31 protein-coding genes are annotated in these 26,720 nt (G+C 69.5%); 20 read left to right on the top strand and 11 right to left on the bottom strand.

The features are described from left to right. Positions 1-309 precede the first annotated feature (309 nt). The 7 genes from ACO0E1_RS14860 to ACO0E1_RS14830 all read left to right on the top strand — a co-directional run bounded on the left by ACO0E1_RS14860 (position 310) and on the right by ACO0E1_RS14830 (position 8,522). Positions 310-1,566 carry an erythromycin esterase family protein gene (locus ACO0E1_RS14860; RefSeq protein WP_422874906.1) on the top strand — a complete coding sequence of 419 codons (1,257 nt, stop codon included), beginning with the start codon at positions 310-312 and terminating at the stop codon, positions 1,564-1,566. 175 nt (positions 1,567-1,741) lie between these two features. Then, entirely contained in the window at positions 1,742-2,824 is a 1,083-nt protein-coding gene (locus ACO0E1_RS14855; protein ID WP_422874905.1) for a LacI family DNA-binding transcriptional regulator, read from the top strand. A gap of 126 nt (positions 2,825-2,950) precedes the next feature. Further along, on the top strand, positions 2,951-4,255 hold the full coding sequence (locus ACO0E1_RS14850; protein ID WP_422874904.1) for an ABC transporter substrate-binding protein: 1,305 nt from the start codon (positions 2,951-2,953) through the stop codon (positions 4,253-4,255). A gap of 140 nt (positions 4,256-4,395) precedes the next feature. Next, positions 4,396-5,274 carry a carbohydrate ABC transporter permease gene (locus tag ACO0E1_RS14845; RefSeq protein ID WP_422874903.1) on the top strand — a complete coding sequence of 293 codons (879 nt, stop codon included), beginning with the start codon at positions 4,396-4,398 and terminating at the stop codon, positions 5,272-5,274. After that, positions 5,274-6,164: a carbohydrate ABC transporter permease gene (locus ACO0E1_RS14840; RefSeq protein WP_422874902.1), complete on the top strand. Its 891-nt coding sequence runs from the start codon at positions 5,274-5,276 to the stop codon at positions 6,162-6,164. The genes ACO0E1_RS14845 and ACO0E1_RS14840 overlap by 1 nt, the downstream gene beginning before the upstream one ends. Positions 6,165-6,176: 12 nt before the next feature. Beyond that, the gene (locus ACO0E1_RS14835) at positions 6,177-7,277 is read left to right on the top strand and encodes a glycoside hydrolase family 172 protein (protein WP_422874901.1); all 1,101 of its coding nucleotides are present in this window, start codon (positions 6,177-6,179) and stop codon (positions 7,275-7,277) included. Between the two features lie 24 nt (positions 7,278-7,301). Next, on the top strand, positions 7,302-8,522 hold the full coding sequence (locus ACO0E1_RS14830; protein WP_422874900.1) for a glycoside hydrolase family 32 protein: 1,221 nt from the start codon (positions 7,302-7,304) through the stop codon (positions 8,520-8,522). A gap of 167 nt (positions 8,523-8,689) precedes the next feature. Here ACO0E1_RS14830 and ACO0E1_RS14825 read toward each other — a convergent pair whose 3' ends face one another. Together ACO0E1_RS14825 and ACO0E1_RS14820 are read right to left on the bottom strand one after the other, a co-directional pair. Further along, complete coding sequence (locus ACO0E1_RS14825) at positions 8,690-9,295, bottom strand: GNAT family N-acetyltransferase (RefSeq protein ID WP_422874899.1); 606 nt, start codon at positions 9,293-9,295, stop codon at positions 8,690-8,692. A gap of 205 nt (positions 9,296-9,500) precedes the next feature. Continuing rightward, positions 9,501-10,076 (bottom strand): TetR/AcrR family transcriptional regulator, encoded by a 576-nt coding sequence (locus ACO0E1_RS14820; protein ID WP_422874898.1) that lies wholly within the window; start codon positions 10,074-10,076, stop codon positions 9,501-9,503. A 66-nt stretch (positions 10,077-10,142) separates the two neighbouring features. On the opposite strand from ACO0E1_RS14820, the gene ACO0E1_RS14815 reads away from it, so the two are divergent. Beyond that, the gene (locus tag ACO0E1_RS14815) at positions 10,143-11,213 is read left to right on the top strand and encodes an alpha/beta fold hydrolase (RefSeq protein ID WP_422874897.1); all 1,071 of its coding nucleotides are present in this window, start codon (positions 10,143-10,145) and stop codon (positions 11,211-11,213) included. Positions 11,214-11,216: 3 nt separating this feature from the next. On the opposite strand, the gene ACO0E1_RS14810 is transcribed toward ACO0E1_RS14815, so the two are convergent. After that, on the bottom strand, positions 11,217-11,642 hold the full coding sequence (locus ACO0E1_RS14810) for a MerR family transcriptional regulator (protein WP_422874896.1): 426 nt from the start codon (positions 11,640-11,642) through the stop codon (positions 11,217-11,219). An 87-nt stretch (positions 11,643-11,729) separates the two neighbouring features. Here ACO0E1_RS14810 and ACO0E1_RS14805 point away from each other — a divergent pair, with 87 nt between their 5' ends. Continuing rightward, complete coding sequence (locus ACO0E1_RS14805) at positions 11,730-12,557, top strand: SDR family oxidoreductase (protein WP_422874895.1); 828 nt, start codon at positions 11,730-11,732, stop codon at positions 12,555-12,557. Between the two features lie 81 nt (positions 12,558-12,638). Here the strand turns inward: ACO0E1_RS14805 and ACO0E1_RS14800 are convergent, their stop codons facing one another. Further along, the gene (locus tag ACO0E1_RS14800; protein ID WP_422874894.1) at positions 12,639-13,322 is read right to left on the bottom strand and encodes an SDR family NAD(P)-dependent oxidoreductase; all 684 of its coding nucleotides are present in this window, start codon (positions 13,320-13,322) and stop codon (positions 12,639-12,641) included. Positions 13,323-13,339: 17 nt separating this feature from the next. Between ACO0E1_RS14800 and ACO0E1_RS14795 the strand changes: the two genes are divergently transcribed. Beyond that, on the top strand, positions 13,340-14,251 hold the full coding sequence (locus ACO0E1_RS14795; RefSeq protein ID WP_422875002.1) for a helix-turn-helix transcriptional regulator: 912 nt from the start codon (positions 13,340-13,342) through the stop codon (positions 14,249-14,251). Between the two features lie 27 nt (positions 14,252-14,278). On the opposite strand, the gene ACO0E1_RS14790 is transcribed toward ACO0E1_RS14795, so the two are convergent. Further along, complete coding sequence (locus tag ACO0E1_RS14790; RefSeq protein ID WP_422874893.1) at positions 14,279-14,779, bottom strand: VanZ family protein; 501 nt, start codon at positions 14,777-14,779, stop codon at positions 14,279-14,281. Next, entirely contained in the window at positions 14,776-15,486 is a 711-nt protein-coding gene (locus ACO0E1_RS14785; protein ID WP_422874892.1) for a TetR/AcrR family transcriptional regulator, read from the bottom strand. The genes ACO0E1_RS14790 and ACO0E1_RS14785 overlap by 4 nt, the downstream gene beginning before the upstream one ends. A gap of 96 nt (positions 15,487-15,582) precedes the next feature. Here ACO0E1_RS14785 and ACO0E1_RS14780 point away from each other — a divergent pair, with 96 nt between their 5' ends. From ACO0E1_RS14780 to ACO0E1_RS14770, 3 genes are read left to right on the top strand one after another with little or no spacing between them, the layout of a single operon-like run. Further along, positions 15,583-16,323 carry an SDR family oxidoreductase gene (locus ACO0E1_RS14780; RefSeq protein WP_422874891.1) on the top strand — a complete coding sequence of 247 codons (741 nt, stop codon included), beginning with the start codon at positions 15,583-15,585 and terminating at the stop codon, positions 16,321-16,323. Further along, the gene (locus tag ACO0E1_RS14775; protein ID WP_422874890.1) at positions 16,323-17,225 is read left to right on the top strand and encodes an SDR family oxidoreductase; all 903 of its coding nucleotides are present in this window, start codon (positions 16,323-16,325) and stop codon (positions 17,223-17,225) included. The genes ACO0E1_RS14780 and ACO0E1_RS14775 overlap by 1 nt, the downstream gene beginning before the upstream one ends. Before the next feature lie 40 nt (positions 17,226-17,265). Continuing rightward, positions 17,266-17,472, top strand: coding sequence for a tautomerase family protein (locus ACO0E1_RS14770; protein WP_422874889.1), 207 nt, complete (start codon positions 17,266-17,268; stop codon positions 17,470-17,472). 46 nt (positions 17,473-17,518) lie between these two features. On the opposite strand, the gene ACO0E1_RS14765 is transcribed toward ACO0E1_RS14770, so the two are convergent. Beyond that, positions 17,519-18,124, bottom strand: coding sequence for a TetR/AcrR family transcriptional regulator (locus ACO0E1_RS14765; RefSeq protein WP_422874888.1), 606 nt, complete (start codon positions 18,122-18,124; stop codon positions 17,519-17,521). A gap of 51 nt (positions 18,125-18,175) precedes the next feature. Here ACO0E1_RS14765 and ACO0E1_RS14760 point away from each other — a divergent pair, with 51 nt between their 5' ends. The 3 genes from ACO0E1_RS14760 to ACO0E1_RS14750 all read left to right on the top strand — a co-directional run bounded on the left by ACO0E1_RS14760 (position 18,176) and on the right by ACO0E1_RS14750 (position 21,395). Further along, positions 18,176-19,054, top strand: a complete 879-nt coding sequence (locus ACO0E1_RS14760) for an SDR family NAD(P)-dependent oxidoreductase (protein WP_422874887.1) — start codon at positions 18,176-18,178, stop codon at positions 19,052-19,054. After that, a complete protein-coding gene (locus ACO0E1_RS14755; protein WP_422874886.1) occupies positions 19,051-20,034 on the top strand; it encodes a hypothetical protein in 984 nt (327 codons plus the stop codon). Before ACO0E1_RS14760 ends, ACO0E1_RS14755 begins: the two co-directional genes overlap by 4 nt. A 128-nt stretch (positions 20,035-20,162) precedes the next feature. Next, complete coding sequence (locus ACO0E1_RS14750; protein WP_422874885.1) at positions 20,163-21,395, top strand: ice-binding family protein; 1,233 nt, start codon at positions 20,163-20,165, stop codon at positions 21,393-21,395. Positions 21,396-21,502: 107 nt separating this feature from the next. On the opposite strand, the gene ACO0E1_RS14745 is transcribed toward ACO0E1_RS14750, so the two are convergent. From ACO0E1_RS14745 to ACO0E1_RS14735, 3 genes are read right to left on the bottom strand one after another with little or no spacing between them, the layout of a single operon-like run. Beyond that, entirely contained in the window at positions 21,503-21,826 is a 324-nt protein-coding gene (locus ACO0E1_RS14745; protein ID WP_422874884.1) for an ArsR/SmtB family transcription factor, read from the bottom strand. Then, positions 21,810-22,247, bottom strand: a complete 438-nt coding sequence (locus ACO0E1_RS14740; protein WP_422874883.1) for an SRPBCC domain-containing protein — start codon at positions 22,245-22,247, stop codon at positions 21,810-21,812. The genes ACO0E1_RS14745 and ACO0E1_RS14740 overlap by 17 nt, the downstream gene beginning before the upstream one ends. 33 nt (positions 22,248-22,280) lie before the next feature. Beyond that, on the bottom strand, positions 22,281-22,925 hold the full coding sequence (locus tag ACO0E1_RS14735; RefSeq protein WP_422874882.1) for an alpha/beta hydrolase: 645 nt from the start codon (positions 22,923-22,925) through the stop codon (positions 22,281-22,283). 96 nt (positions 22,926-23,021) lie between these two features. On the opposite strand from ACO0E1_RS14735, the gene msrA reads away from it, so the two are divergent. Continuing rightward, positions 23,022-23,543 (top strand): peptide-methionine (S)-S-oxide reductase MsrA, encoded by a 522-nt coding sequence (gene msrA, locus ACO0E1_RS14730; RefSeq protein ID WP_422874881.1) that lies wholly within the window; start codon positions 23,022-23,024, stop codon positions 23,541-23,543. 59 nt (positions 23,544-23,602) lie between these two features. Here msrA and ACO0E1_RS14725 read toward each other — a convergent pair whose 3' ends face one another. Then, a complete protein-coding gene (locus ACO0E1_RS14725) occupies positions 23,603-24,394 on the bottom strand; it encodes a phosphatase PAP2 family protein (RefSeq protein ID WP_422874880.1) in 792 nt (263 codons plus the stop codon). A 77-nt stretch (positions 24,395-24,471) separates the two neighbouring features. On the opposite strand from ACO0E1_RS14725, the gene ACO0E1_RS14720 reads away from it, so the two are divergent. Genes ACO0E1_RS14720 through ACO0E1_RS14710 form a run of 3 tightly spaced genes read left to right on the top strand, consistent with a single transcriptional unit; the run spans position 24,472 to position 26,374 of the window. Beyond that, on the top strand, positions 24,472-24,846 hold the full coding sequence (locus tag ACO0E1_RS14720; protein ID WP_281266246.1) for a GntR family transcriptional regulator: 375 nt from the start codon (positions 24,472-24,474) through the stop codon (positions 24,844-24,846). Beyond that, complete coding sequence (locus ACO0E1_RS14715; RefSeq protein ID WP_422874879.1) at positions 24,831-25,721, top strand: ABC transporter ATP-binding protein; 891 nt, start codon at positions 24,831-24,833, stop codon at positions 25,719-25,721. The genes ACO0E1_RS14720 and ACO0E1_RS14715 overlap by 16 nt, the downstream gene beginning before the upstream one ends. Next, the gene (locus tag ACO0E1_RS14710; protein ID WP_422874878.1) at positions 25,718-26,374 is read left to right on the top strand and encodes an ABC-2 transporter permease; all 657 of its coding nucleotides are present in this window, start codon (positions 25,718-25,720) and stop codon (positions 26,372-26,374) included. Before ACO0E1_RS14715 ends, ACO0E1_RS14710 begins: the two co-directional genes overlap by 4 nt. The last annotated feature ends 346 nt before the right edge of the window (positions 26,375-26,720 follow it).

Genomic DNA, 26,720 nt, shown 5'->3' with positions numbered 1-26,720 from the left:
CCCGGCGACCGGTGAGGGATCGGCTACCGAGACGCCGTCGGCGGTACTGCGGGCTCAAATCAAAGCGTCCTGGCCTGATCGACGGTCGGATACGGGATGAAGCCGAGGGGCTCGTAGAGGGCTCGTACCGGTGCTTGAAGCTCGCAGCCGCCGGTTCCGATGCGCACGACGTAGTTCGGAGGCGGTAGCCAATCTGGCCCGATATGGTCCGAGAGTGATTGCAAGCATCCTGCTCTGATTCGGCACTGCGTCGTCCTGCCCGGCTCGTCCGGGTCATCCGCATGCCGTTTCTGATCGAGGAGTGCTCCCATGTCCAACCACAACGATTCCGCGTCCGCGGCCATCTCCTTCGCCGCAACAGTTTGGGACGAGCGGGACCCCCTCGCAGACACGAGACTGCGCGAACTCGTCTCGAGTGCCCGCGTCATCGGCGTCGGAGAGTCTGCTCACTTCGTCGCAGAACTCAACACCGCACGAGCGAGCATCGTCGCCGCACTCGTCCGAGACGTCGGTGTCTGTGGTGTGGCCCTCGAAATTGGTCGTGACGAAGCGCCTCTCGTCGAGCAGTGGCTCTCAGGGAAGCGATCCGAGGAGCTGCGAACACTGGTCGGCCCGCTGACCGTAGCCCTGTACGGGACGTTCCTCGACGACCTGCGCCGCCGGCTACCGCGAGGTCACGGCATCCGCGTCCTGGGTATCGACTTGCCGGACGCCCTCTCGATTGCACCGAGCGTCGCGCCGCTCGTTGATGTGCTCGCCGCAATCGATCCTGCCGCCGCGGAACTCGTCGAGACGACCAGCGAACTGGCGTCACGGGTCAAGGGAGGCTCGGCGGCGGCCAGCGCCACGTCGTGGCTCGCGCTCGAGCGGGGTGTCCAAGATTCGCTCACGGTGCACCTGACCCGGCTGCGAGCTCGGGTCGACGCGCTCGGTGCGGTGCACCGGACGGACGACAACGCGCCCCTGTGGCGAGAAGCCAGTGCGCTCATCGAAGCGGCCGCGACGACGGAAGTCATGCTGCGAGCCATGGCCGACTTGTTTTCCGGCACTGGGCGCGTCGACGACACAACGATCCGGGAGGTGTTCGTCGCTCGGCGTATCAGCGATGCCGTCCGCACGCTCCCTGAGGGAGAGCGAATCGCATACGTTGCGCACAACAATCACATCCAGAAGACGCCGGTCCTGTTCGACGGCGTGCTGACGGCGCACCCGGCAGGCAGCCTGCTCGCGGGCATGCTCGGCTCCGAGTACCGCGCTATCGCCCTCACGCACACCGACGAGCGGGTACCGGAGATGGCGTTCCCGGCTCCGACCGAAGTCGGATTCCGTGTGGAGCGCACGGCCGCGGCAGCCATCGACGAGCACAGCTTCGAAGCCGCAGGCACTGCCGTATTGCAGTCGGCTTCGGCGGCCATCGTTCTCTGGGACGCAGCCGACGGTGACGGCATCTCGCGCATCCGATCGCAGAGCGCCGCGATGGAGGTGACGGCGAAGACGTTCGACGCAGCGCTCGTCTTCGCTTCCGCAGCGACGGATACCGCAGTCGCCGCTCTCGGTCTCGAGTGATCTGACGACACGAGCATGCTGGCCGTCGTCGTAGCGACGGCGGCCAGCATCGGGCGGCGGGGCGACCGCATGGCCCGCCCTGATCCACACGGTCGAAGAAAATCTCCGCACGGCCTTTGCGTCAAATCTGTTGACCTCCTACCGTCAGATCAACCGATTGACGAGGAGGTTGATCATGCTGACGATGAAGGATGTCGCCACCCGCGCCGGCGTGTCGATCTCGACCGTCTCGCTGGTGTTGAGCGGCCGCCACAAGGGACGGGTACGCGACAGCGTGGTCGACCACGTCCGGGACGTCGCCGACACGCTCGGCTACGTCCCCGACCTCATGGCGCGAGGGTTACGGACCCGCCAGACGCACACCATCGGACTCATCTCGGACCGCGTGGCGAGCATCCCGTTCGCAGGACAGATGATCGGCGGGGCACAGCACGTCGCGATCGACGAGAAGTACCTGATCCTGATGGTCGACACGGACGGCGATCAGCGCGTCGTCCGTGAGGCACTGACGATGCTCCTGCAGCGCAACGTCGACGCCCTGATCTACGCGTGCGAGTACCACCAGGTCGTCGTCCCACCGGTGGTCCCCGACCGTGTCCCGCTGGTCATCCTCGATGGCCGACCGAAGGACCCATCCGCCCCGGTCGACTGGATCATCCCGGACGAACGCGGCGGCGCTGCCGATGCAGTGTCCGTGCTCACCGACGCCGGCCATCGCCGCATCGGGTTCTGCACGGTCTCTCGGGACCTCCCGGCTCGGGAGCTCCGCCTGCAGGGGTACGCGGACGCGTTGGCAGCAGCCGGTATCCCGTTTGACCCGACTCTCGTCGTCGAGGCAGCGGAGGCGGGAACGGTGCACACGTTGGAACCTGCTCGAGCGCTGCTCGACCGACCGGATCGGCCGACCGCGGTGTTCTGCTTCGGCGATCGGATGGCGAACGCGGTCTACCACGTCGCGCACGAGCGGGGCCTTCGCATCCCGGAGGACCTGTCCGTCGTCGGGTTCGACAACCAGATCGACATCTCCGAGGGGCTCGTCCCCGGACTGACCACCGTGCAACTCCCCCACCGAGCCATGGGAGAACTCGCCGCGCACCTCACGATCCAGCGCGCGGGAGAAGACCCCCACACGGAACGCCACCCCACCGAACACATCGTCCCGTGCCCGGTCGTGCGTCGTGGCTCCGTCGCCCCGCCGTTGTCCCGCGTGCCAGCATCGCCCAACCCGCGGAAACCCGACCCCGAACTCGTCTCCTGACCCGGAGCGCTGCACATCCCGCAGCCTGACTCGCGCTAGTCCGGAGCGCTGCCGAACCGTCGTGACCCGACGGTCTCCAGCGCGCCCGGAATCAGTCCTGTCCCCAACACGAAGAGGTGTACCCCCATGCAACGCAACCCCCGGAAGTTCTGGCGTGCCGTCGTCGGACTCGTCAGCATCGGCCTGGCTGCCACCGCGCTGTCCGGCTGCTCCAGTGCCGGCAACGGCGACTCGAAGACCTTCACCATCTGGCAGTACGAAGCGACCAGCAGCGCGCAGTACAAGGGCTGGCAGGAAGCCGTCACGATCTTCAAGAAGAAGCACCCCGACGTGAACGTCAAGTTCGTCACGACCAGCTTCGCCAACATCCAGAAGAACGGCAAGCTCCTGCTCTCCGGCAACAAGGCGCCCGACGTCCTCGAGGTCAACAAGGGCGGCGCCGATGCTGGTCAGCTCGCCTCGCAGGGCCTCCTGGAGAACCTGAACGACGAGGTGAAGAAGTACGGCTGGGACAAGGACATCAAGGGCTCCGTCGCCAGCCTGGCGAAGTACGACGCCGACGGCAACGCCGGGAGCGGCAACTGGTACGGCATCCCGAACATCGGCGAGTTCATCGTCTGGTTCTACAACAAGGACATGTTCGCGAAGGCGGGTATCACCGAGCCGCCGACCACCCGCGCCGAACTCGAAGCAGACATGCAGAAGTTCACCGAGCAGGGCACGACACCCGTGGCGAGCAGCGCCAACGGGTTCGGTGCGCTGTGGACCTGGTACTCCCTCGTCTCCGCCGGCGCCACCCGCGACCAGATCGACGACTACATGTTCCTCAAGGGCTCCCCGGACGTCGACAAGGCTCCCTGGTCCACCGGCGCCGAGGAGTTCCAGGACTGGATCGACAAGGGCTACCTCGGCACTCGACTCGCGTCGGTGACGGGCGACCAGATGGACCAGGCCTGGCTCAGCCAGAAGAACCCCATGCTGCTCGAGGACTCGAACGCGTTCACGAACATCAAGGCGTCCGCGAAGTTCGACTGGGGCACGTTCGCCCTCCCCGACGCCAACCTCAACGTCGGGTCCTCAGGGCACCTCTGGGCTGTCCCAACGAAGTCCAGCAACAAGGAGCTCGCCTACGACTGGATCAACACCACGCTCAGCCCCGAGGTGCAGAACGTGATGGGCAAGAACGCAGGGCTGCCGCTCGCCGGCGACCCGAGCGTCATCAGCGACCCGCAGGTGAAGGCCTTGTCGGAGCAGTTCCAGACCCTCGTCGACGGCGACAAGCTGTCCTACTTCCCGGACTACCCGCTGCCCGGAATGCTCGACTTCCAGCAGAGCGGCATGCAGGCCCTGACGAACAAGTCGACCACCGCCGACGCGTTCAGCAAGTCCTTCCAGCAGTACTACACCAAGGGCAAATCGCAGTTGCAGTAGCCCCTCCCGTGGGCCGCTGCTCCCCGCGGCGGCCCACGGCCTTCTCCCCTCACCGCACGGAAAGGGCTCTCGTGGCCACCCTCAGCTCCGACTTGGCGCGCCCCGCGACCAGGCACGCTCCACACCGCAGAATGCGACCGATGTCGTACTACTGGTACCTGCTGCCGATCGGGCTCGGGTTCGCCGCGATCGTCCTCGTCCCCTTCGCCTGCAACCTGTTCTTCAGCATGTTCCAGTGGAAGGGCGGTCTCGCCCCGATGGAGTTCATCGGCTTCGGCAACTACACGTCGTTGCTGCACGACGAGTTGTTCTGGTCCTCGTTCAAGAACTCCATCTACATGATCGTCGCGATCGTCGTCATCCCGACCGCGATCGGCCTCGTCTTGGCAGCGCTCTTGTTCGACTACCTCGGCCGTCAGTTCGGGCCCCGAGTCGCGAGTTTCCTCCGCGCCACCTACTACCTTCCGCAGATCGTGCCGGTGGCCGTCGCCGGGGTCATCTGGAGCTGGGTCCTCGGCGCGCAGAGCGGCGCCATCAACACCCTCCTCGGGACCGTCGGCATCGAGGGGCCGGACTGGCTGGGCGACCCCCACCTGGCGCTGTACTCGATCATGATCGTGCTCATCTGGGGACAGATCGGATACCCGGTCGTGATCTTCATGTCCGGTCTGCAACGGGTGGATCCGGAACTGCTCGAAGCAGCCGAGGTCGACGGCGCCGGCTGGTGGCGCCGCTTCCGGGCGATCACCATCCCGCAGATCCGTCCGGAGGTCTTCATCGTGATCCTCACCGCCACCGTCGGTGCGCTCAAGGTGTTCGCCCCGGTCCTGATCCTCACCAACGGCGGACCGGAGAGCTCCACCTACGTGCCCTCCTACTACTCGTACCTCAACTTCTTCCAGCTCTCCCGCGTCGGCTACGGCTCCGCGATCGCGACCGTCCTGACCGTCCTGATCCTCATCATCGCGTCGCTGATCCTCTGGTGGCAGCGCGCCAGCATCCGAAAGGCGGAACGCTGATGACCACCGTTCTCAGCGCCCCCACGACCGCGCCGGAAGCCGCCCCCTCGGCGCCACTCCGTCGCGCTCGGAAGAGCCCGACCCGGTGGCTGCTCCTCGCCGTCGCGGTCCTCGTCGGCGTTATCCTCGCCGCACCGTTCCTGATCCTCATCCTCAACGCGTTCAAGACCCGAGCGGACTACTCGGCGAACGGACCATTCGCATGGCCGGAACAGTTCACCACCATCGCGTTCTCGAAGTACCTCGCCGATGTCGACTTCCCGGTCGCGCTGCTCAACTCCATCCTGATCTCCGGCATCGTCGCCCTCGTCGCCGTGGTCATCGCACTCCTGGCCGCGTACGCCATCGGAATCGGTCGGATCCGCGGCGGCGCCGTCATCACCGCGATCCTGCTGTTCGCGACGATGTTGCCGCAGGAGTCGATCATCTACCCGCTGTTCTACGGCGCGCAGGCGCTCGGCCTGCAAGGGTCGATCTGGTCCGTGATCATCATCTTCTCCGTGCTGCAGGCAGCGTTCGGCACGTACCTGCTCGGATCGATCCTCGGCACCTTCGAACCCTCCCTGCTCGAGGCGGCGGCACTGGACGGCGCGAACCGGTGGCAGATCCTCTGGCGAGTGGTGTTCCCCGTCATGCGGCCGACCCTTGCGGTGCTCATGATCTTCTTCTTCATCTGGACGTGGAACGAGTTCTACATCCCGGTCGTGATGCTCACCGATCCCACCAACCAGACGGTGCCGATCGCCCTGTCCACGCTGCAGGGCCAGCTGTCCACCGACATCACGGAACAGAACGCCGGCTCCCTGCTGTCACTGCTGCCGACCCTGATCTTTTTCGTCATCTTCCAACGCTCCCTGACCCGCGGAATCACCGCCGGCGCCGTCAAGTAAGGAACCACCCGCATGTCGTTCTCCTGGGACACCGTCCTGTCAGCGCCCACCCGCGTCGAGAGCCGTTCGATCAACGCCGAGAACCCCACCGGAGCACGGGGCGCCGGCGCCACGACCGCGTCCGACCTCGGTCCCGGCCGCAAGGGCACCGCGTTCGTCCCGCTCGCCGCAGGTGCGACCATCACCTTGGCGGAGATCACCGGGCCTGGCACCATCCGCCACATCTGGATCACCGTCCCGGACCGCACCGACGGTGGCGCGTTCGTCCTCCGCAACCTGGTCCTGCGGGCCTACTGGGACGGTGAAGCGGAACCGTCGGTGGAGGTGCCGCTCGGCGACTTCTTCTGCAACGGTTTCGGCGCCCGTGCGTTGGTGACGTCGATCCCGATCGTGGTCGCGCCGACCGGCGGGATGAACAGCTACTTCCCGATGCCGTTCAGGACTTCAGCGCGCATGACACTGAGCAGCGAGCACCCCGACGAGATCGGTGCTGTGTTCTACCAGGTCGACTACACGATCGGTGACGAACACCCGGACGACGTCGCTCGGTTCCACGCGCAGTGGCGCCGGAGCAACGGCACGACGGCCCTGGGCGAGGACCACGTGATCGTCGACGGCATCGCGGGGCGCGGCCACTACGTCGGCACGTACGTGGCACTGTCACAGCTCGAGCGGTACTGGTGGGGTGAGGGCGAGGTGAAGTTCTACCTCGACGGCGACGCCGAGTTCCCGACGCTCTGCAGCACCGGGCTGGAGGACTACGCCGGCGGCGCATGGGCCTTCCAGGACGAACTGCGCGAGAACCCGAACCCGACGCCGCTGCCGTTCAGTGCGCCGTACTTCGGCTACCCGCACGTGTCACAGGCGGACGAGTCGAAGGGGTCGCCGTTCTGGCAGGCGATGCCCCCGGCGCACGCGATGTACCGGTGGCACCTGCCCGACCCGATCGCGTTCCGGCAGGAGCTGCGTGTCACCCTGCAGCAGATCGGCGCGGCAGAACACGGGCTGTTCGAACGCAGCGACGACATCAGCACCACCGCGTACTGGTACCAGGTGGAACCGCATGCGCCGTACCCGGCACTCCCCGACGCTGCAGCGCGCCGACCCCGCTGACACGCATCGGAACGGGACCTCGAGATGCGACCAGACGCGCACTTCACGGCCGACGGGTGGATCAACGACCCGCACGGCTTCGTCGTCATCGACGGCGAGTACCACGTGTTCTTCCAGTACGTCCCCGGCAGCACCGAGTGGGAGACCGGCATCCATTGGGGGCACGCGGTCGGGCCGGATCTGCTGTCCCTGACGCTGCTCGGGAGCGCACTCGAACCGGGTGACGGCGACGACGGCATCTGGACCGGGAGCATCGTCACCGCAGACGATGGAGCACGCGCGTTCTACACCGCCGTCGTGAGCCCGGGGACACAGGTGGGTCGGATCCGGGTGGCGACCGCGACCGACCAGGAGCTCCGGTCCTGGCAGAAGGGTCCGGTCGTCGTCGACGCCCCCGAAGGGCTCGGGTTGACCGCGTTCCGGGACCCGTTCGTGTTCGACGATGACGGCGTGTGGCGGATGCTCGTCGGTGGAGCGATGGCCGACGGCGTCGCCGGGCTGCTCTCGTACTCGTCCAGCGATCTGAGGGCGTGGCACTTCGATGGCGTGGCCGCATCGCGGTCCTCACTGGCACAGCTGCCCCTCTGGACCGGTGAGCTGTGGGAGTGCCCGCAACTGATCACTGTCGACGGACACGACGTGCTCGTCTTCAGTGTGTGGGCTGCCGACACCGGGTACGGCACCGTGTACGCGCTCGGACGGTGGAGCGCGGGCCGGTTCGACGTCGAACGGTGGGGCGATCTGGCCTACGGCGCGAGCCCGTACGCCCCCACGGTGTACCACGATGCCAGCGGACGTCCGTGCATCACCTTCTGGCTCCGCGACGTCGTCGACCCTGATCGGACCTGGGCAGGTGCGCACAGCCTTCCATGGGTGCTGTCGGTCACCGACGGAACGCTGCGGCTGACCCTGCACGGCGACGCCACACGTCACCTCCGTTCCGTCGACATCGACGACCGAATCGAAGGTGCCTGCGTCATCCGCTGGGCACCGCGCACCGGTGAGGTACTCGAAGGCCACACCGAGACCGGTGTCGTCTGGACGCTGCAGGTCCACCAGGACGAGTTCGCCCTCGACGTCGACAGCACCCGCTGGAGTCTGCCACGCAGGAGCGGGCCAGCGGCCCTGATCCTCGACGGCCCCGTTCTCGAACTCACGCACGACGGGGCCGTGCTCGCCGCCGCGGTCGTCGCGTCCGATGCGGTCAGGCGGCGGCGGAGCGCAGCGGCCGACCGGGGCCGGTAGAGGACGAAGTGCACGCGCGCTTTCTGTCCTGAGTCGACGGTCGCACTACCACGTGACCGACAGCGATCGCCCCCCTGCCGCCGCTGCGGACCGATCCAGCCGCCATCTGACGGACGGGAGGCGCGGTGCGGGCTCGTACCGTGCCTCCCGACCGACGACGGCTCGCGTCAGGGACGCGCAGTCGCCGCGCCAGCCATGGACGGCTGCCGCTCCGCGAGCGGGCCCCGTCGGTCGTGGTCGTCTCGGAGCATCGCCCAGGTGTCGAGGCTCGTCCACTCGCCCTTGAACCAGTCGGCGTCGACGGCGCGGCCCTCGTGCCGGAACCCGAGTCGCTGGAACAGGCGAGCCGCGGCCGCGTTGCGGGCGTCGGTCATCGCGATGATCCGGTGCGCACGCTGCGAACGGAACAGGGCGTCGACGAGGTGACCAAGTGCCTCCCGGCCGGCTCCGGCGCCCTGCGACGCCCGCGCGAGGGTCACGCCGAGCTCGTACGTGTCCGGTTGATCGGCGAGGGCGTGGACGGCGACGTCCCCGACGAGGACGCCGGTGGCTCGTTCGTGGACGGCGAGCTGGAGCCAGGCGCCGGACTGCGATTGCAGGCCCACTGGCTGGTCGGCGATGAGGGCGTCGGTGTCGGCGTCCGACCAGTCGGGTGTCCATGACTGGAAGCGGGCGACGTCGGGGTCGCGGCGGTACGTGGTGAACGCGACGCGGTCGGCGGAGCCGAGCGGGGACAGGGCGAACCGTGCGGTCAGCAGGGGGAACGCGAGCACACGAGCACGGTACTGGACGAACGGGCAGGTCTCAGTCGCTCTCCGGCCCGGTGCGGGCTGGCAGACGGATAGCATCCTCGACGGCGTTCGACGAGTGGATGCGGCCGCTGGTCGACCAGGTCCAGCAGCTGCCGAAGGGGATCGGGCACTTCGCTTACCCGTAGACACGGCTGGGCCTCGCGGATGCGGCGGGTGGGCCTGACCTTCAGTGCCCGCTGACGAGTCGCTGCACGGACTGCGCGATCCAGGTCCGTGTCGCCGGGGTGTCCTCGAACTCGTCGCGGAGCATGCGGAAGCGGGCCGTGACGCCGAGGAGGAAGACATCGACCGCTCGTGCACGTGCGGCCGCGTCTTCCGGAGGCAGGCCGTGTTCCTCGAGCTGTCGCTGCATCGGCGCCAACGACTCCGAGTCGAGGAAGGCTGCGAGCCTGGCGGCCGACGGGGGGTGCTCTCCGGATGCACGCAGCAGGGCCACCAGCGGGTCTCCGTCCTCGAGTCGGCTCCACCGCGTCACGACCGAGTCGCTGAGGCGCTCGCCGATGGTCTCGAGAGGGCCCCTGGCGAAGCGATCGACGCCGAGGTCGATCTCCGCGACCGCGTCGAAGAGCCCCTCCTTCCCGCCGAAGTACCGGGTGATGAGGTTCGGCGACACCTCGGCGGCCGCCGCGATGGACCGCACGGTGGTCGCCTGGTAGCCGTCCCGGCTGAACTCGCGAGCAGCCGCGGACAGGATCCGCGCCCGCGTCCTGCTCGCGTCCTTGACCTGCCCGGGAGTGCCCATCCGCTGACAGTACCGGGTCGCACGGCTGAGTGTACACGTGAACACATGATGTGTATGCTCGTACACATGACGGAGAACCTCCCTCGTGTGGACGATGCAGCGATCGCCGACCTGCGGCAACGCCTCGATCGGCGCCGTCCGCCGGTGCTCGTCGACGGACCGGCGTCGGTGGGCGTCGACCGAACCGCCCTGGCCGACCTCCTCGCGGCTTGGCGATCCGATTTCGACTGGCATGCCGTCGAACGCCGCGTGGCTGCAATGCCGTGGGAACGTGTCGGCGCCCTGGCGTTCGTCCACCAGCGTGCGGAACGAGCCGACGCCCCGGTCGTCGTGCTCCTGCATGGTTGGCCGGACTCCGTCCTGCGGTACGAACGGGTTCTGCCGCTCCTCGAGGACGTGCACGTCGTCGTCCCCGCCCTCCCGGGGTTCCCCTTCGCCGCCCCGTGGTCTCCTGGTCCCATCGACACCGCATCGATCGCGACGGCAGTGGCAGCAGTGATGGACCAACTCGGGTACGACACCTACACGGTCTCTGCGGGCGACGTCGGCGCTGACGTCGCCGAGCACCTGGCCGTCCACCACCCGGCTGCCGTTGCCAGCCTGCACCTGACGAACATCTCGCCGCTGCACGCTGTGTTCGCGGACCGAACGGGCATGTCCGACCTCGAACTCGACTACCTCGACCTGGTCGTTCGCTGGTCACGGTCGGAGGGAGCGTACGTCGCGGCGCAGTCGAGCGCTCCGGGCACGCTCGCCGTGGGCCTGAGCGATTCACCGGCCGGCCTCGCTGCCTGGCTCCTCGAGAAGCTGACCAGCTGGAGCGACGAGCCGCCGTCCGCGCAGCACGCGCTCGAGTGGATCAGCGCGTACTGGTTCACCAACACGATCGGGTCGTCGTTCGCCACGTACGCATCCTTCGTGCCGCCCGTACCGTACGTCGCGACGCCGACCGTCCTCAGCGTGTTCGGCCACGACACGAAACCCGCACCGCGCGAGTTCGCCGAACGGTTCGTGAACGTCAGGGAGTACCTGACGCACTCGCACGGCGGTCACTTCGCGGCTTGGGAACAGCCGGAGGTGTACGCGCGCGATCTCCGGATGGCACTCGGGATCGCCCAGACCGACCGATCGGCCTGAGCCTCAGTCGCACTCCGGCCCGTTCCGCCACAGCCCGTCCGCCGTGCCCTCGGAAAGCCGCCGCTGGTAGAGGTCCACCTTGTGGTGGATCACCGCGAGCGCGTCCTGCAGGTCGGCCACCTGCCGCCGGACGTTCTCCTCGTGCTCCTGGAGGACGGCGAGTCGTTCGTGCTCGTTCCCGGGTCCGGCGACGACGAGTTCGACGTACGCCCGGATCGACGGCAACGGCATGCCGGACGACCGCAGTTTCGTGCAGACCCGCAGCCACTCGACGTCCTCGACCGAGAACACACGGCGGCCGGCCGAGTCACGGCGCACCGGCATCGGGAAGAGCCCCTCCTTCTCGTAGAAGCGGAGGGTGTGGGTGGTGAGCCCGGTCTGCTCGCCGACCTCGCCGATGGTGAAGGTGCGCTCCTGGGTCGTCGTCATGTGCCGAGCATAAGCACTTGACCTCGAGTCGACTCGAACTCCTACCGTGCTCATGTCGCCGAGAGACTCCCGGCGTGGAAGGACACCATGACCACCTGGTTCATCACCGGCACGTCGACCGGTTTCGGTCGGCTCCTCACCGAACAGCTCCTCGCCCGTGGAGACCGCGTCGCGGCGACGCTCCGTCGGCCCGAAGTGCTCGACGACCTCCGCGAGCGCTTCGGTGACCGCCTCTGGGTCGCGCGGCTGGACGTCACGGATCCCGACGAGGTCCGCGAGGTCGTCGATCGCGCGTTCGCCGAGCTCGGCACGATCGACGTCGTCGTGAACAACGCCGGCTACGGCGTCTTCGCCTCGGTGGAGGAGGCGTCGGACGAGCAGATCGAGCGCGTCGTCGACACGAACCTGCTCGGCTCGATCCGGGTCGTCCGCGCGGCACTCCCCCACCTCCGGGCGCAGGGTTCGGGGCACATCATGCAGGTTTCGACCGCCGGTGGACAGACCACGTACCCGAACTTCAGCTACTACCACGCGTCGAAGTGGGGCATCGAGGGCTTCGCGCAGACCCTCGCCGCCGAGGTGGCGCCGTTCGGCATCACCGTGACCATCGTCGAGCCCGGCGCGACGCCGACCGGCTTCGGGAGCGGGCTGGACCGTGCGCCCGTCATGGAGGCGTACGACGCGACCCCTGCCGGTGACGTCCGGCGCGCGCTGGCGGACGGCGGGTTCCCGCTGCCGAACGACCCGGAGAAGATCGCCGCCGCGATCATCGCGCACGTGGACTCCGGCTCGAGGGTGCTCCGGTTGCCGCTCGGTTCGGACACCTACGAGGACGTCCGAGGGGCGCTCCGGGCGCGCCTCGCTGAGCACGAGGCGGCACGGGACACCGCCTACTCGGTGGTCACCACGAGCTGACCGTCGCGACCACCCACCGGACGGGAGGCTCGGTGCGGGCCCGCACCGTGCCTCCAGTCCGCTGCTGGTCCCGTTGGTCCGTCACCAGGCGAGCGGGCCGCCTTCGTCCTGGAGGGTGCCCGTCGGACCGTCCGCGCCGAGCGTCGCGAGGCGCACGACGACCCGTGCGCTCTCCTCGACCGGCCGACCGATGCCGAACCCCGCGGTCATGTCCGTCGCGGTCGGACCCGGCTCGACCGCGTTGAACCGGATCGCGGGGTGTGCCTTCGCGTACTGCACGGTCAGCATCGTGGCCGCCGCCTTGGACGCGGAGTACAGCGGCAACGGCAGGGTCGACTCGACGCGCTCCGGGTTGGTCACCGCCCAGAACGAGCCGGCGCTGCTCGACACCGTGACGACGTTCGGGTCGTCGGAGCGCTGGAGGAGCGGGAGCGCTGCCTCGGTGACGCGGACGATGCCGACGGCGTTCGTGTCGAACGAGCGGAGGGCGGTCGGGCCGTCGACCGTGGTGTCGAGCACGCCCGCGTTGTGGACGAGCACGTCGAGGCGCCCCTCGGCGGCGTCGATCGTGGCGAGGGCGGCGCGGACCGAGTCGTCGTCGGTCACGTCGAGCTGCACCGACCGCGCACCGATCGACTCGGCCGCCCTGGCACCGCGCTCGGCATCGCGGGCGCCGATGTAGACGGTGTGCCCGAGGTCGGTCAGCTGGCGGGCGGTCGCGAGTCCGATGCCCTTGTTGGCGCCGGTGATCAGGGTGACGGTCATGCGTGGGTCCTCTCGAAATGCTGTGCCGGGGTCGGCCGTTGTCGACGGTATGCGCGCTGACGTCCTGCTCCCAGAGCCCTCTCGTCCCGGGGGGTCCCGCGGGACTCCCGCTCGACCAGCACCCTCCTGCAGGGCGGAGTAACCCCCTCGGGGAGTATCTCCGCGCCCGTCGAGAGCTCGTCACGCCGGAGGTCGCCGGCATCTCCGTGATCGGCGTCCGGCGGGTGCCCGGCCTCCGTCGCGAGGAAGTGGCGATGCTCGCCGGCATCAGTGCCGACTACTACCTGCGGCTCGAGAAGGGACGCGACCGGAACCCGTCCGTGCAGGTGCTCGACTCCCTGGCCCGCGTCCTCCGGCTCGACGACGACCACCGTGCGCACCTGCTCGGCCTCGGCGGAGACGACCCGGCGCACCGTCGTCCGCGGCAGGGAGCGACCGAGGTGCCGGACAGCGTCCGGAAGCTCCTCGACTCGATCGACCAGCCGGCGTTCATCGAGGACCGGCACTTCGACGTCGTCGCGTCGAACGAGTGGGCGCGGGCGCTCTCGACCCGGTTCGACGTCGGTGGTAACCAGTTGCTCGCCCTGTTCGAGGACCCGTCCGAGCAGGCGATGTACCCGGACTGGACGAGCTTGACCGAGTGCTTCGTCGGGAGCCTGCGGCAGGTCATCGGCAACGACGGGGATCGGCGCTTCGAGGAGCTGATCACGGCGCTCGCCGGGAACCCGCGGTTCCGTGAACTGTGGGCGCGGCACGAGGTGCAGGGGCAGAGCAGCGGAACGGTGCGGATCGTGCACCCCCACGTCGGGCCGCTCACGCTGAACCGCGACCGTCTGGAGGTCAGCGGCACGGACGGTCTGGCGCTCGTGGTCCACCACGCGGACGCGGGGTCCGTCGACGCCGAGCGGCTGCGCGCGCTCTTGCGGTAGCGAAACCGCCGTCGCGGCGCACTTCAGTCACTGGGCGACGGTGGCGCTCCTGCGACGTCGATCGGTCCTGCAGATGACGAGGGCGACTAGGGCGGCGAGGACCGCTCCGACGGCGTTCATGAACCAGTCGTTCGTGTCGCAGCGTCGACCGAGCACCGGCGCGAGTGCCTGCACGACCTCGATCGCGACGGAGAGCGCGACCGCACCGGCGAGGACGACGAGGGGGCGGTTCGTCGCCGTTCCGAGGAAGAGCACGAGCGGCAGCAGCATCGCGACGTTGGCGAGCGTGTCGATGCCCTGGAACGGCGCGGAGAACTGCACGGTGCAGGTGATGCCTCCCGACCGGGCGCCGTCGGGCAGCAGGGTCAGCACGAGCACCGCGACGAGCGACGCCCCGGACAGTCCCAGCAGCACGCCGCGGAACCGCAGGCGTTGGAGGATCCAAGCGAGCGCGGCCGCGACGGTGACGGCCGCCCAGAACGCCGGGCGGACGAGCGGTGCGTGTTCGACGAGGAAGGTGGAGATCATCGGGAGTCCGCCTCGGAGTCGAGTCGGTCGAGCCACAGCCGCATGAGCGCGGATTCCTCCGGGAGCAGCGCGTTCGATCCGCCTGCCTCGAGCCGCGCGCGGAGCTGACGTCGGGAGGCCGCGTCGACGTCGTGCTGGTCCCCGCTGGACGAGCCCAGCAGAACCGCGTCGAGGACCGCGTTCCGGAGCGCGTCGGCGACGTCGTCGGAGTCGTCGCGGCCGTTCGTGTCCATCCGGTCGAGCGCGAGTCCGACGTTCGCGGCGAGCAGCATCGTCGCCGCGACGCCGATGTCGACACGGAGCACGCCGGCGGCCGCGCAGCGGGTCAGCGTCCGTTCGAGCAACGCCGTCACGCCGTCTCGCGCCGAACTGCTCGCCCACGGCCGGGGAGCGAACATCAGGCGGTAGAGCGCCGCGTGCTCGCGTGCGAACGCGAGGTGGTCGTCCCAGCCGCGGCGCAGGTCTGCTGACGGGTCGTCGGACACCTCGAGCTCGGCCTTCCGAGCCGCGTACCGCTGCAGTCCCGCGTCGGCGAGGGCGTCGAGCAGCCCGCGCTTGTCACCGAAGAGGCGGTAGAGGACGGGTTGGGTCACGCCGACCGCTTCGCAGACGGCACGGGTGGCGATGTCGCCGTCGGGAGCTGCGATGAGTTGCTCCTCCGCCGCGCGGAGCAGCGCGTTCCGGAGTGCTTCGTCAGATCGGGCCATGGAGCGATCGTAGCGCAGTTGCTATCGATGATCGTAACCGTGCTACTCTGCCGCTAGCGCTGAAATCACAAGCGCATATCACTGAAAGGAACCGCAATGAGCAGCACTCCACAACGCGTCGCCGTGGTCACGGGCGGCTCCCGCGGCATCGGTCGCGCGGTCGCGACCCGGTTGGCGGCGGACGGCTTCACCGTCGTCGTGAACCACGCCAGCGGATCAGCGGCCGCCGCCTCCACCGTCGAGGAGATCGAAGCCACTGGCGGTCGCGCCGTCGCCGTGCAGGCCGACGTGGCCGACGAGCACGCCGTCGCCGCGATGTTCGACCGGGTCGAGGCCGATCACGGCGGCGTCGACGTCGTCGTCCACTCCGCTGGACGGCTCGCACTGTCGACGATCGCCGACCAGGACCTCGAGGTCCTCGACGCACTGCACCGGACGAACATCCGCGGCACCTTCGTCGTCGCGCAGCAGGCTGCCCGTCGTCTGCGGCCCGGTGGCGCGTTCGTGTCCATGTCGACCTCGGTCGTCGGGACGCAGTTCCCGACCTACGGGGCGTACGTCGCGAGCAAGAGCGCCGTCGAGGGCATGACGATGATCCTGGCGAAGGAACTCCGTGGTCGGGACGTCACCGCGAACGTGGTCGCGCCGGGGCCGACGGCGACCGAGCTCTTCCTCGACGGCAAGACGCAGGAACAGATCGACACGCTCGCGAAGGTCCCGCCCCTCGAGCGCCTCGGCACGCCGGAGGACATCGCCGGTGTCGTCGCGTTCCTCGTCGGGCCCGACGGCCACTGGGTCAACGGCCAGACGATCCGTGCGAACGGCGGGATGGTCTGATGTCCGGCTCACGGGTCGTCCTCGTCACGGGTGCCTCCAGCGGCTTCGGTCGGCTCACGGCCGAGGCGCTCGCGCGGGCGGGCAACGTGGTCGTGGCGGGGATGCGCGCCGTCGACGGCCGGAACGCGCCCGCCCGGGACTCGCTCGGGGAGCTCGCCACCCGCGAGGGCCTCCGGCTCAGCACGGTCGAGCTCGACGTCCAGGCGCAGGACTCCGTCGACCGGGCGATCGACGCCGTGACCGATGCCCACGGGCGGATCGACGTGCTGGTGCAGAACGCCGGTCACATGGCCTACGGCCCCGCCGAGGCGTTCACACCGGAGCAGTTCGCCGCCCTGTACGACGTCAACGTCGTCGGCACCCAGCGCGTCGCCCGTGCGGTCCTGCCCCACATGCGCGCGCGACGGTCGGGACTGGTGGTGTGGGTCGGGAGTTCCTCGACCCGAGGCGGTCACCCGCCGTTCCTCGCCCCGTACTTCGCGGCGAAGGCCGGCATGGACGCCCTGGCCGAGAGCTACGCCGCCGAGCTGGTCCGCTTCGGCATCGACACCACGATCGTCGTCCCCGGCGCCTTCACCTCGGGGACGAACCACTTCACGAACGCCGCGACCCCGGCGGACACCGCCCGTCTCGCCGAACACGACGTGGAGTACGGGGCGCTCCGACAGGACCTGACCGACCGCCTCGCCGCGATCGTTCCGGCTGACGCCGACGTGCGGGACGTCGCCGACGAGATCGTCCGCGTGGTCGGCCTCCCGGACGGCAGTCGTCCACACCGCGTCCACGTCGACCCGTCTCGTGACGGCAGCGAGGTCGTGTCGGCGGTCGCGGACCGCATCCGAGCCGAGTTCTACCGCCGTGTCGGCATCGAGGACCTCCTGTCCTCGAACGCCGCACTCTGACCCCCGGATCGTCCGGGACACCCCAACCGAGAGGAACACCATGCCCTTCGTCAACATCAAGATCCCCGCTGACACCCTGACCGCCGAGTCGAAGAAGAAGCTGCAGGACGCGGTCACGGACGCCATCGTCGACGTGTACGGCGAGCGAGCGCGCCCGACGACGCTCGTGATCCTCGACGAGGTCGCCGACGGCGGCTGGATGCTCGGCGGCACCGTCCTCAACGAGGCGATGCTCGGCCGCGTCTGACTCCCTGCTGACGGCGTGACGAGTGCCCCGGCGGACCGGGCACTCGTCACGCCGTGGTGGCGCCGCCGAGCTGCTCCTCGATTTGCGGCAGGAGCATCCGCACGGCCGTGACGACGACCTCGTCCACACGATCCGGCGGGATCCGGCCGGCCGCGGCCAGTGCGCTGATGCCCTCGGTCGTCGCTGCGAGCAGGAAGGGAACCGGGCCCATCGAGCCCGGGTCGCGCTCACCGAGCAGTTCGGCGCCCAACGCGAAGAACCGCTCCGCCGCGGACTGCGACTCCGGGTCGCGCTCGGTGTGCGAGCCGTCGTCGGTCGCCGCGAACATCAGCTGCATGAGCGGACCGTTCTGCTGGGCGAACCGGACGTGTGCCCGGACGTACTCGGTGAGGCGGCCTTCGAGGTCCCCGGTGCCACGAGCGACTTCCAGGTGACCGCGCAGCTCGTCGAAGCCGTCTGCGGCGATCGCGTCGAGCACGGCGTCCCGATCGCGGAAGTGTCTGAGGGGCGCACCATGGCTGACGCCGACGCGACGCGCGAGCTCTCGCACGGTCACGGCCTGCTGTCCCTCCTTGACCAGGAGCGCACGGCCTTCTCGCACGAGCTCCTGTCGGAGTGACCCGTGGTGGTACGGACGTGCTTGCCCACTCATGACTCCAGTGTAGACGTTGACAACAAAGTGGTCACTGTCTACATTGGCGACATGGACGACATCAGGACCGGTCGCGCTCCGACCGACGAGACCGTGATCATCACCGGCGGCACGAGCGGCATCGGCCGAGCGACCGCCGTCGCGTTGGCCGAGTCAGGAGCGCGCGTCATCCTCGCGGTCCGCAACGAGGAGAAGGGGCGCGCGGTCGCAGCCGAGTTCCCCGGCACACGCGGAACCCATCGGGTTCGGCACCTCGACCTCGCCCGGCTCGAGACGGTCGAGGCCTTCGCGGGGGGCGTCGACGAGCCCGTCGCGATCCTCGTCAACAACGCCGGGGTCGAGTCCAAGGACCTGCAGCGGACGGCGGACGGGCACGAACTCCAGTTCGGGACGAACCACCTCGGGCACTTCCTGCTGACGACGCTGCTCCTGCCGCGGATCACCGACCGGATCGTCACCGTCGCCTCCCAAGCGGAACGCATGGCCCGGCTGGACCTCACCGACCTCGACTGGTACCGGCGGACCTACAACGGCGGCCGCGCGTACGCCGATTCCAAGCTCGCCAACCTGCTGTTCACCTCCGAACTCGACCGGCGCCTCCTGGCCTCGGGTTCCCACGTGCGCGCGTTCGCCGCCCACCCCGGCCTGGTGAAGACGGCCATCTACCAGCGACCGGCCGGACAGCGCCCCAACCTGTGGGACCGTCTCGTCCCGATCCTCGGGCAGGAGCCGGAGGACGGGGCGCTGCCGTCCCTCCTGGCGGCGACCGCCGACCTGCCCGGCGGGACCTTCGTCGGACCACAGCGCATGATGCACATGCGCGGCGGGGCCGAGGTCATCGGCCGGTCGAAGCAAGCCCAGGACCCGGAGACCGCGGCACGCCTCTGGTCGATCTCCGAGCAGATGACGGCAGTGGACGCCCGCCCGTGAGCATCGTCCTCGACGACACGCGCTCGGTTCGGCGCGGGGTACGAGCGTGGCACCGCCCGCTCGTCGTCTTCGCCGCGGCGATGTGCGTGTGGGCGGTGGTGTGCCTCGCCGGACTGCTCATCGACCCACGCACGCTCGCAGCGGATCCGATCTGGGCGAAACCGCTCAAGTTCTCCGTCTCGCTCGCGCTGTACGCGGTGACGCTCGCGTGGATGCTGTCCCTGCTGCAGCGGCCCGTCCTGCGACGGATCGGCTGGTGGGCCGGGACGATCGGCGCGGCCGCGTCCCTCCTGGAGATCGTCGTGATATCGATCCAGGTGGTCCGAGGTGTGGGGAGCCACTTCAACGTCTCGACCCCGACGAACCAGCTCTTCTACCAGCTCATGGCAGGCGGGGTGACCCTGATGTACTGCGCCACCCTGTTCGTCGGCGGCGCGGTGGCCGTGTCCTCGACCGTGCGGGACCGGGCCCTGACCTGGGCGCTCCGGACCGGGCTCGTCATCGCGCTGGTCGGCCTGTCCGTGGGCTTCCTCATGGTCGTCCCGACGGCGGCCCAGCTCGCCGACCCGTCATCGGGGACCTACGGCTCCCACTCCGTCCGCGGTGACGACGCATCCGGCGGGATCCCACTCCTCGGGTGGAACACCGTGCACGGTGACCTGCGCGTGTCCCACTTCATCGGGATGCACGCGTTGCAGGTGCTGCCGATGGTCGCGCTCGTCCTGCCGGCGACGATGCGGGAGCGGACGCGCCTGCGCATCGTCGTCCTCGCAGGATCGGCCTACGCCGCGGTCACCGCGATCGCGTTGTGGCAAGCCCTGCGCGGGCAGTCGGTCCTCCGTCCCGACGCGCTCACGATCGGGGCGGTCGGGGTCGTCGCCGCGCTCGTCGCGACCTCGGCCGTGGTCTCCGTCGCACGGTTCCGCCGCGCGCGTCCCGAGTCCAGCAGTCCGGGCCAGGACCGGACTGGACGTTCCTGACCGTTCGCCTGGGATGCGAGGTATCCCCACCGTTCGAGGCGGATGACGCGCATACTGCGGAGACCGGAGATCATGTTCGCGTCGTCGACGTTCGCCTTGTGCCTCTCCCGCTCAGACAGAGGCCTCCCATGGCTACGTCCCGTTCCTTCCAACCGGTCCTCCTCGTCCTCACGGGCCTCGGTCTCGCGGCGTGCCTGGCGGTGACCGCACCGTCGTCCGCATCGGCAGCCACGGTGATCGACGGTCCGGTGGGCCTCGGTACCGCGTCGACGTACGGCGTCCTCGGCGCCAGCGCCGTCACCAACACCGGCCCCTCCGTCGTCAACGGCGACCTCGGGGTCTCCCCCGGCACGTCGATCACCGGGTTCGGCACCGCACCGAACGGCGTCGTCAACGGCACCGTGCACCAGACCGACGCGGCAGCTGCGCAGGCACAACGGGACACGACGACGGCGTACGACGTCGCGGCGTCCCTCACCCCGACCCGGACCGGCATCACCGGGCTCGACGGGCTCTCGCTGTCACCCGGCGTGTACTCCGGTGGCGCGCTGCAGCTCGCGGACACCGGCGCACTCACCCTGGCCGGCAGCGCGAACTCGGTGTGGGTCTTCCAAGCCGCGTCGACGCTGACGATCGGATCCGGGAGCCGCATCACCATCACGGGCGGCGCGAACGCGTGCAACGTGTTCTGGCAGGTGGGCAGCTCCGCGACCATCGGCAGCGGCGCACAGTTCCAGGGCACCGTCCTCGCCCAGCAGTCCGTGACCGCGACCACCGGCGCCACCATCGTCGGACGCCTGCTCGCCCGCACCGGTGCGGTGACGCTCGACACGAACACGATCACCGCCTCGAGCGGCTGCCCCACGCCGGGAACTCCCTCGGAGACGACCGCGCCGGTGATCTCCTCCGGCGCACCCACCCCGGCCACCGCCGGAACGCCCTACTCGTACACCGTGACCGCGACGGGCACCCCGACCCCGACGTACACCGCGGCCGGGCTGCCAGCGGGGCTCACGATCGACAGCACGACCGGTGTCATCAGCGGGACACCGACGACGCCGGGAACCTCGGAGGTGACGATCACCGCGTCCAACGGGACAGCGCCGAACGACACGCAGACGGTCACCATCACCGTGCAACCGAGCGCCGCCGCGACCCCCACGCCGTCGGCAGCAGCGCCGACGCCCGCCCAGTCCACGCCGACCGCGGCAGCCGTCCGCGCCGGCAACGGATCAGGTCGTGAGCTCGCCTCCACCGGCAGCGACCCCACCGTCCCCCTCGGGTTCGCGGGAGCGCTGCTCGCCGCCGGCACCGCACTCACCGTCGTCGCCCGCCACCGCCGACGCGCTGGCCGCGCCTGACCGGTCGGCGGGACCGGCAGTGAGCGCACCGCCATCCGCCGGACTGGAGGCTCGGTGCGGGCCCGACCCGTGCCTCCCGTCCGGTGGTCGGAACGCGTGACGGGCCGTCACCGCTGCGCTTCGGCCACCCGCTTCAGCAGCGCGAGCTGGCTGGTCCAGGTGGAGACGGATTCGGAGAGGTCGACGACGGCCGGCTCCAAGGGGCCGGGCACGGCTTCGTACACGGTCTGTCGTCCGACGCGGTGCGACCTGACCAGACCGACCGTCTCGAGGACCGCGAGGTGCTTGGTCGTCGCCTGACGCGTGATGGGCAGATCGCGCGACAGTGTCGTGATGCTCGAGGGAGCGCGCGACAGGGTGTCGAAGATGCTGACCCTGGTGGGATCCGAGAGTGCGGCGAGGACGCTCCGCGTCTCAGGGGCGAGGGGCATCGGACACCTGTTCCGACCGCTGCTGGAGCAGCCCGAGCTCCTCGGTCCAGCCCGACACGTTGTCGCCGTAGTTGCGTCGGTGCTGATCCGGGTCCATCTGCGCGAAGCCGCTCTCGACGACGGTCACGCGCACGGTGTCCGGATCGACCTCCGTCAGCGTGAACTCCACCGTCGTGCGCGGGACGTCGTCGCCCCCGGGTTGCCAGGTGAAGACCGCCCTGCTTGTCGGTTCCAGCGCCACGATGCCGACCGTGAAGGCACCGAGCGTGGCATCGGTGACCGTGCACTCCGCGCCACTGCGCTCGATCCGGTGGCCGCCGAGTGTGCCGGTGTTGATCCACCACCCGGGCTCGGACACGAGTTCCCACACTCGCTCACGGCTCGCGGTGATCTCCACGTTCGTCTCGATGCGATCCTTCATGCAACCAAATGGTTGCCTTTCTCGGGACTCTTGTCAAGGGGTCTGCAAGGCGAGCCAGGTGCGCACCACCTCCTCGTCGGCAGGCGTGATGCCGTGGCCGACCTCGAGGGTCGTGTGCTGGACGGTGGCGCCAGCGTCCCGGAGCCTGTTCGCCACTGCGATCCCGTCCTCCGGCGTCCGACGCGCATCGTGTCGGGCATCGAGCACCAGAACCGGCATCGAGAGGCGCACCGGGACCGGTCCCGAGCGGAACGGCGCTGCCGGGCGGATGAGGACCGCTGCGGCGAACAGGTCCGGCCGTGTCTCGACCAGGGCTGCTGCCATCACCGCCCCGTTCGAGAAGCCGATCACCCACCTGCGCCGATCAGCTCCGACCAGGGGCTCAACGAACTCGATCGCGTCGACGACCGGATCGATGCGGTCGCGGACCAGCGCTTCGTCGATCGTCCGATCTGCTCGCCGGTCGAAGAAGGCGTGTCCGAGCGGGGTCGTCGCCGCGCCACGGAGTGCGATCGTCGCGCTGCCGGGCGCGACGCGACCGGCAAGCGGCAGCAGGTCGGTCTCGTGGCCGTCCGATCCGTGCAGGAGCACCAATGGCGATTCGGTCGCAGACGTTCCCGGCGCGACGGTCAGCGACACCCCACGGGGGGCGTGCAGCAGCCGGCGGGAGGATGACATGTTCCGACTCTGCCCCGGACCACGGGAACAGGGAACCCCCGTCCCGTGTTGCATCGAGCAGTGCCCGCACCAGTGGCACGACCAAAGGAGGCCAGCATGACCACCACCGAAACCGCCATCCTCGCCGGCGGCTGCTTCTGGGGAGCGCAGCAGCTCCTCCGTCGTCGACCGGGCGTCATCAGCACCCGCGTCGGCTACTCGGGTGGCGACACCCCGAACGCGACCTACCGGAACCACGGCGACCACGCCGAAGCGGTGGAGATCGTCTTCGACCCGTCGGTGATCTCGTACCGTGACCTGCTCGAGTTCTTCTTCCAGATCCACGACCCGTCGACGAAGGACCGCCAGGGCAACGACGTCGGCCGCAGCTACCGCTCGGCGATCTTCTTCACCTCGCCCGAGCAGGAGCGGGTCGCACGCGACACGATCGCGGACGTCGACGCTTCGGGGATCTGGCCCGGCCGGGTCGTGACCGAGGTGGAGCCCGCCGGAGCCTTCTGGGAGGCCGAGGAGGAGCACCAGGACTACCTCGAGAAGTACCCGGCCGGCTACACCTGCCACTTCGTGCGGCCCGGCTGGAAGCTGCCGCACCGCGACGAGGCGACCGCGACGGTCTGATCCGGTCGCGACACAGGACGGGAGGCGCGGTGCCAGCTGGCACCGCGCCTCCCGTCCGTTCAGCCGGCCTGGCCCGCGTCGCCCGCCCGGTCCTCGGAGAGCGACAGGTGGAGTCGGTGCGCGGTGATGACCGCAGTGGCCCAGCCGAGGCCGGTGGTCCACCCCATCACGACGTCCGTGAACCAGTGCGCGCCGAGCAGGACACGGGACGCCCCCACCGCCGCGATGGTGGTGCCGGCAGCGGTGGCGACGGCGATCTCGTTCCCGCGCCGCCGCTGCTGCAGCACGAGCAGGTACGCGACGACCGCGCCGACCGAGGCCGCGTTGATCGTGTGTCCGGACGGGAACGACGGCGAGTGTTCGTACGGCGGCGCCGCGTCTCGGCGGGGCGGCCGGTTGCGGTGGACGATCCGCTTCCCGAGCAACGTCATCGCCAGGGATCCGCCGCCGGCAGCCGCGACGAACGCGAGCGGTGTGGCCTTGCGGGACCGGAGCGCCAGCACGGCGCCGGTCCCGAGCGTGAGCAGCGGCATGCCGACCGGTCCGAACCCGTACGCGATCGACCCCGCGGCCGTGTTGATCGACGGTGAGCGGAGGCGCTTCCCGAGCCGGAGTGCCGGGCCGTCGAGCCGCTGCACCCCGGACCGACCGGTCACGTCGTCGTAGACGGCGATCGCGGCGGCGGTGCTCATCGCGACGACGACGCCTCCGACGACGAGGCCGATCGTCGACGCCGCGCGGCTACCGACCCGCTGCGCGACCTTCCGGTGCGCGCGGGCGAGCCGTTCACCCGGTCGGGTCGACCACGTCCGCACGTCTCGCCCGAACACCGTCGTCGTCGCATCGGTCACGACATCATCGTGCTCCTCTTGACTGGCCGTTGCTGCATGCGTACTGTTCTGCTGTACATAAACAGTTGGAGCACGGCTTGCGGATCATCCTCTCGAGCACCAGTTCGGTGCCGATGTACGAACAGATCAAGACCCAGGTCCGCAACGCGGTGCACGCCGGGGAGCTCGCCGAGGGTGCGCTCCTGCCGTCGCTCCGCCAGCTCGCCCTCGAACTGCGGGTCAGCGTCATCACCGTGACGCGCGCCTACAACGACCTCGTGGCCGAGGGGCTGGTCCGGAACGAGCACGGCCGCGGCTTCGTGGTTCGAGCCGTGGACGCCGGCGCGGCGGGGTCCGCCCTCGCCGCACGGGTCGACGGCGCGACCGACGAACTCGTCCAGGCGGCCCGAGCAGCCCGCATGACCATCGACGACATCCGACGGAAGGTCGAAGACGCATGGAACCGACACTGACCGACACCGCGATCGCGGTCCGTTCCCTCCACAGACGACAGGGGACCTTCGCCCTGCACGACGTCGACGTCACGATCCCGACCGGGCTCGTGACCGGCCTGGTCGGGCCGAACGGCGCCGGCAAGACGACCCTCGTCAAGAGCATCCTCGGCCTGGTCGGCACGGACTCCGGCTCCGTCGAGCTCTTCGGTACGGGCAGCCCGCAGGACGCCGGGGTCCGTGAGCGGATCGGCGTCGTGCTCGACCAGGTGAGCGCAGCCCCGGAGTGGAAGGTCGGATCTGTCGGTCGGTACGCGGGGCTGCTCTACGAGCGGTGGGACGACCGCCGCTTCCGCGAGCTGCTCGACCGGTACGACGTCCCCGCCGGGAACCGGGTCGGCGGACTCTCGCGCGGGCAGACGGTGAAGCTCTCGCTCGCGATGGCGCTCGCCCACGATCCCGAGCTGCTCGTGCTCGACGAGCCGTCGAGCGGCCTCGACCCCGTGGCACGGCGCGAGCTCGCCGACACGATCCGGGAGTTCGTCCTCGACCCCGGTCACACGGTGCTGTTCTCGACGCACATCACCGAGGAGCTCGACGACCTCGCCGACCACCTCGTGGTGCTCGCCGGCGGGACGGTCGCGTACGAGGGTGCGGTCGACGAACTGCACGAGCGCTTCGCCGTCGTCCGCGGTGCGGGCGCGTTCCCGGAGGTCGCGCGGCCGTCGACGATCGGCGTCCGGCACGACACCACCGGTCGGTGGGAGGGGCTCATCCGCTCCGACGACACGGCCTGGTTCGGGCCGGACGTCGTCATCGACCAGGCCACCACCGACGACGTGGTCGTGCACCTCGCCGAAGACACCCGTTCCACCAGGAAGGAGATCCCCGCATGAGCGCCGCCGTCATCCGCTTCGCCCGGTTCGACCTCGTCGCGATGGCTCGCACGCAGCCCCTGCGCGTGCTGCTGCCCTTGCTCTTCACGGTCGTGTTCTGCGTCACCCTGCCGGTTCCGGGCATGGGCATCGCCGTGGGTGCCGTCGTCACGGCGGTCTCGGCTTCGATCCCGTTCCAGGGCGACGAGCGCGGCCGGCTGGACACCCTCTACGGCATCGCACCGATCGGCCGCACCGCCGTCGTCCTCGGCCGCTACCTGTCGATGCTGGTGTTCGCCGTCGTCGCGGTGGGCATCGGGACGGCGACGACGCTCGTGACGGGGGCGGTCCGCCACCAGGACATCGGGTGGCCGCTCGTCGCGACGATGCTCCTCGGAGCTGCCGCCTGCGTCGGGATCTCGTTCGCCGTCCAACTGCCGTGGTTCTTCGCGCTGGGGTTCACCCGCGGACGGCCGATGATCTACATCCCGGTCGGCATCATCGCGGTGGCCGGGTTCATCGTCGGGCAAACCGGGTGGTTCGCCGGGATCGGTCCCGCTGACGTCCTCACCCCGGCACCGTGGCTCACGGCGCTCGTGCTCGTCGTGGTGGGATCTCTGTTCGTCGGATCTGCTGCGGTCGCCGTGCGGGTGTACCGGCGACGCGAGCTCTGAGCCTCCCGCCCAGCACCTGGTCGCGTCGGCGACTCGTCACCGTTGCTCGACGTCGCCCCCTTCGCCATCCGCGCACGACCGCTGGACAGCACCCAGGGGACAACATCGGGGTACACGGGCCCGTTCCGGGCTCGCATGTCCGCCGAATACGTTCCACAGACCACCACGATCCGTGGTGGTCACACAGCGATCAGCTGTTCCACACGCCCCCTCCGGGGCCGATCTGTCGTGCTCACAGCATCGACGCGACAGATCGCATCAGGAAGGCTCCATCATGCGCAAGTCCCTCAAGACCACCATCACCCTCGCCACGACGGGTGCCCTCGTCCTCGGCGGTGCCGCGTTC

The organism is Curtobacterium guangdongense (genome assembly GCF_049341845.1).
Classification (GTDB): domain Bacteria; phylum Actinomycetota; class Actinomycetes; order Actinomycetales; family Microbacteriaceae; genus Curtobacterium; species Curtobacterium guangdongense.
Note: the sequence above shows the minus strand (reverse complement) of the source record. Positions and strands in the feature narration are given on the sequence as shown.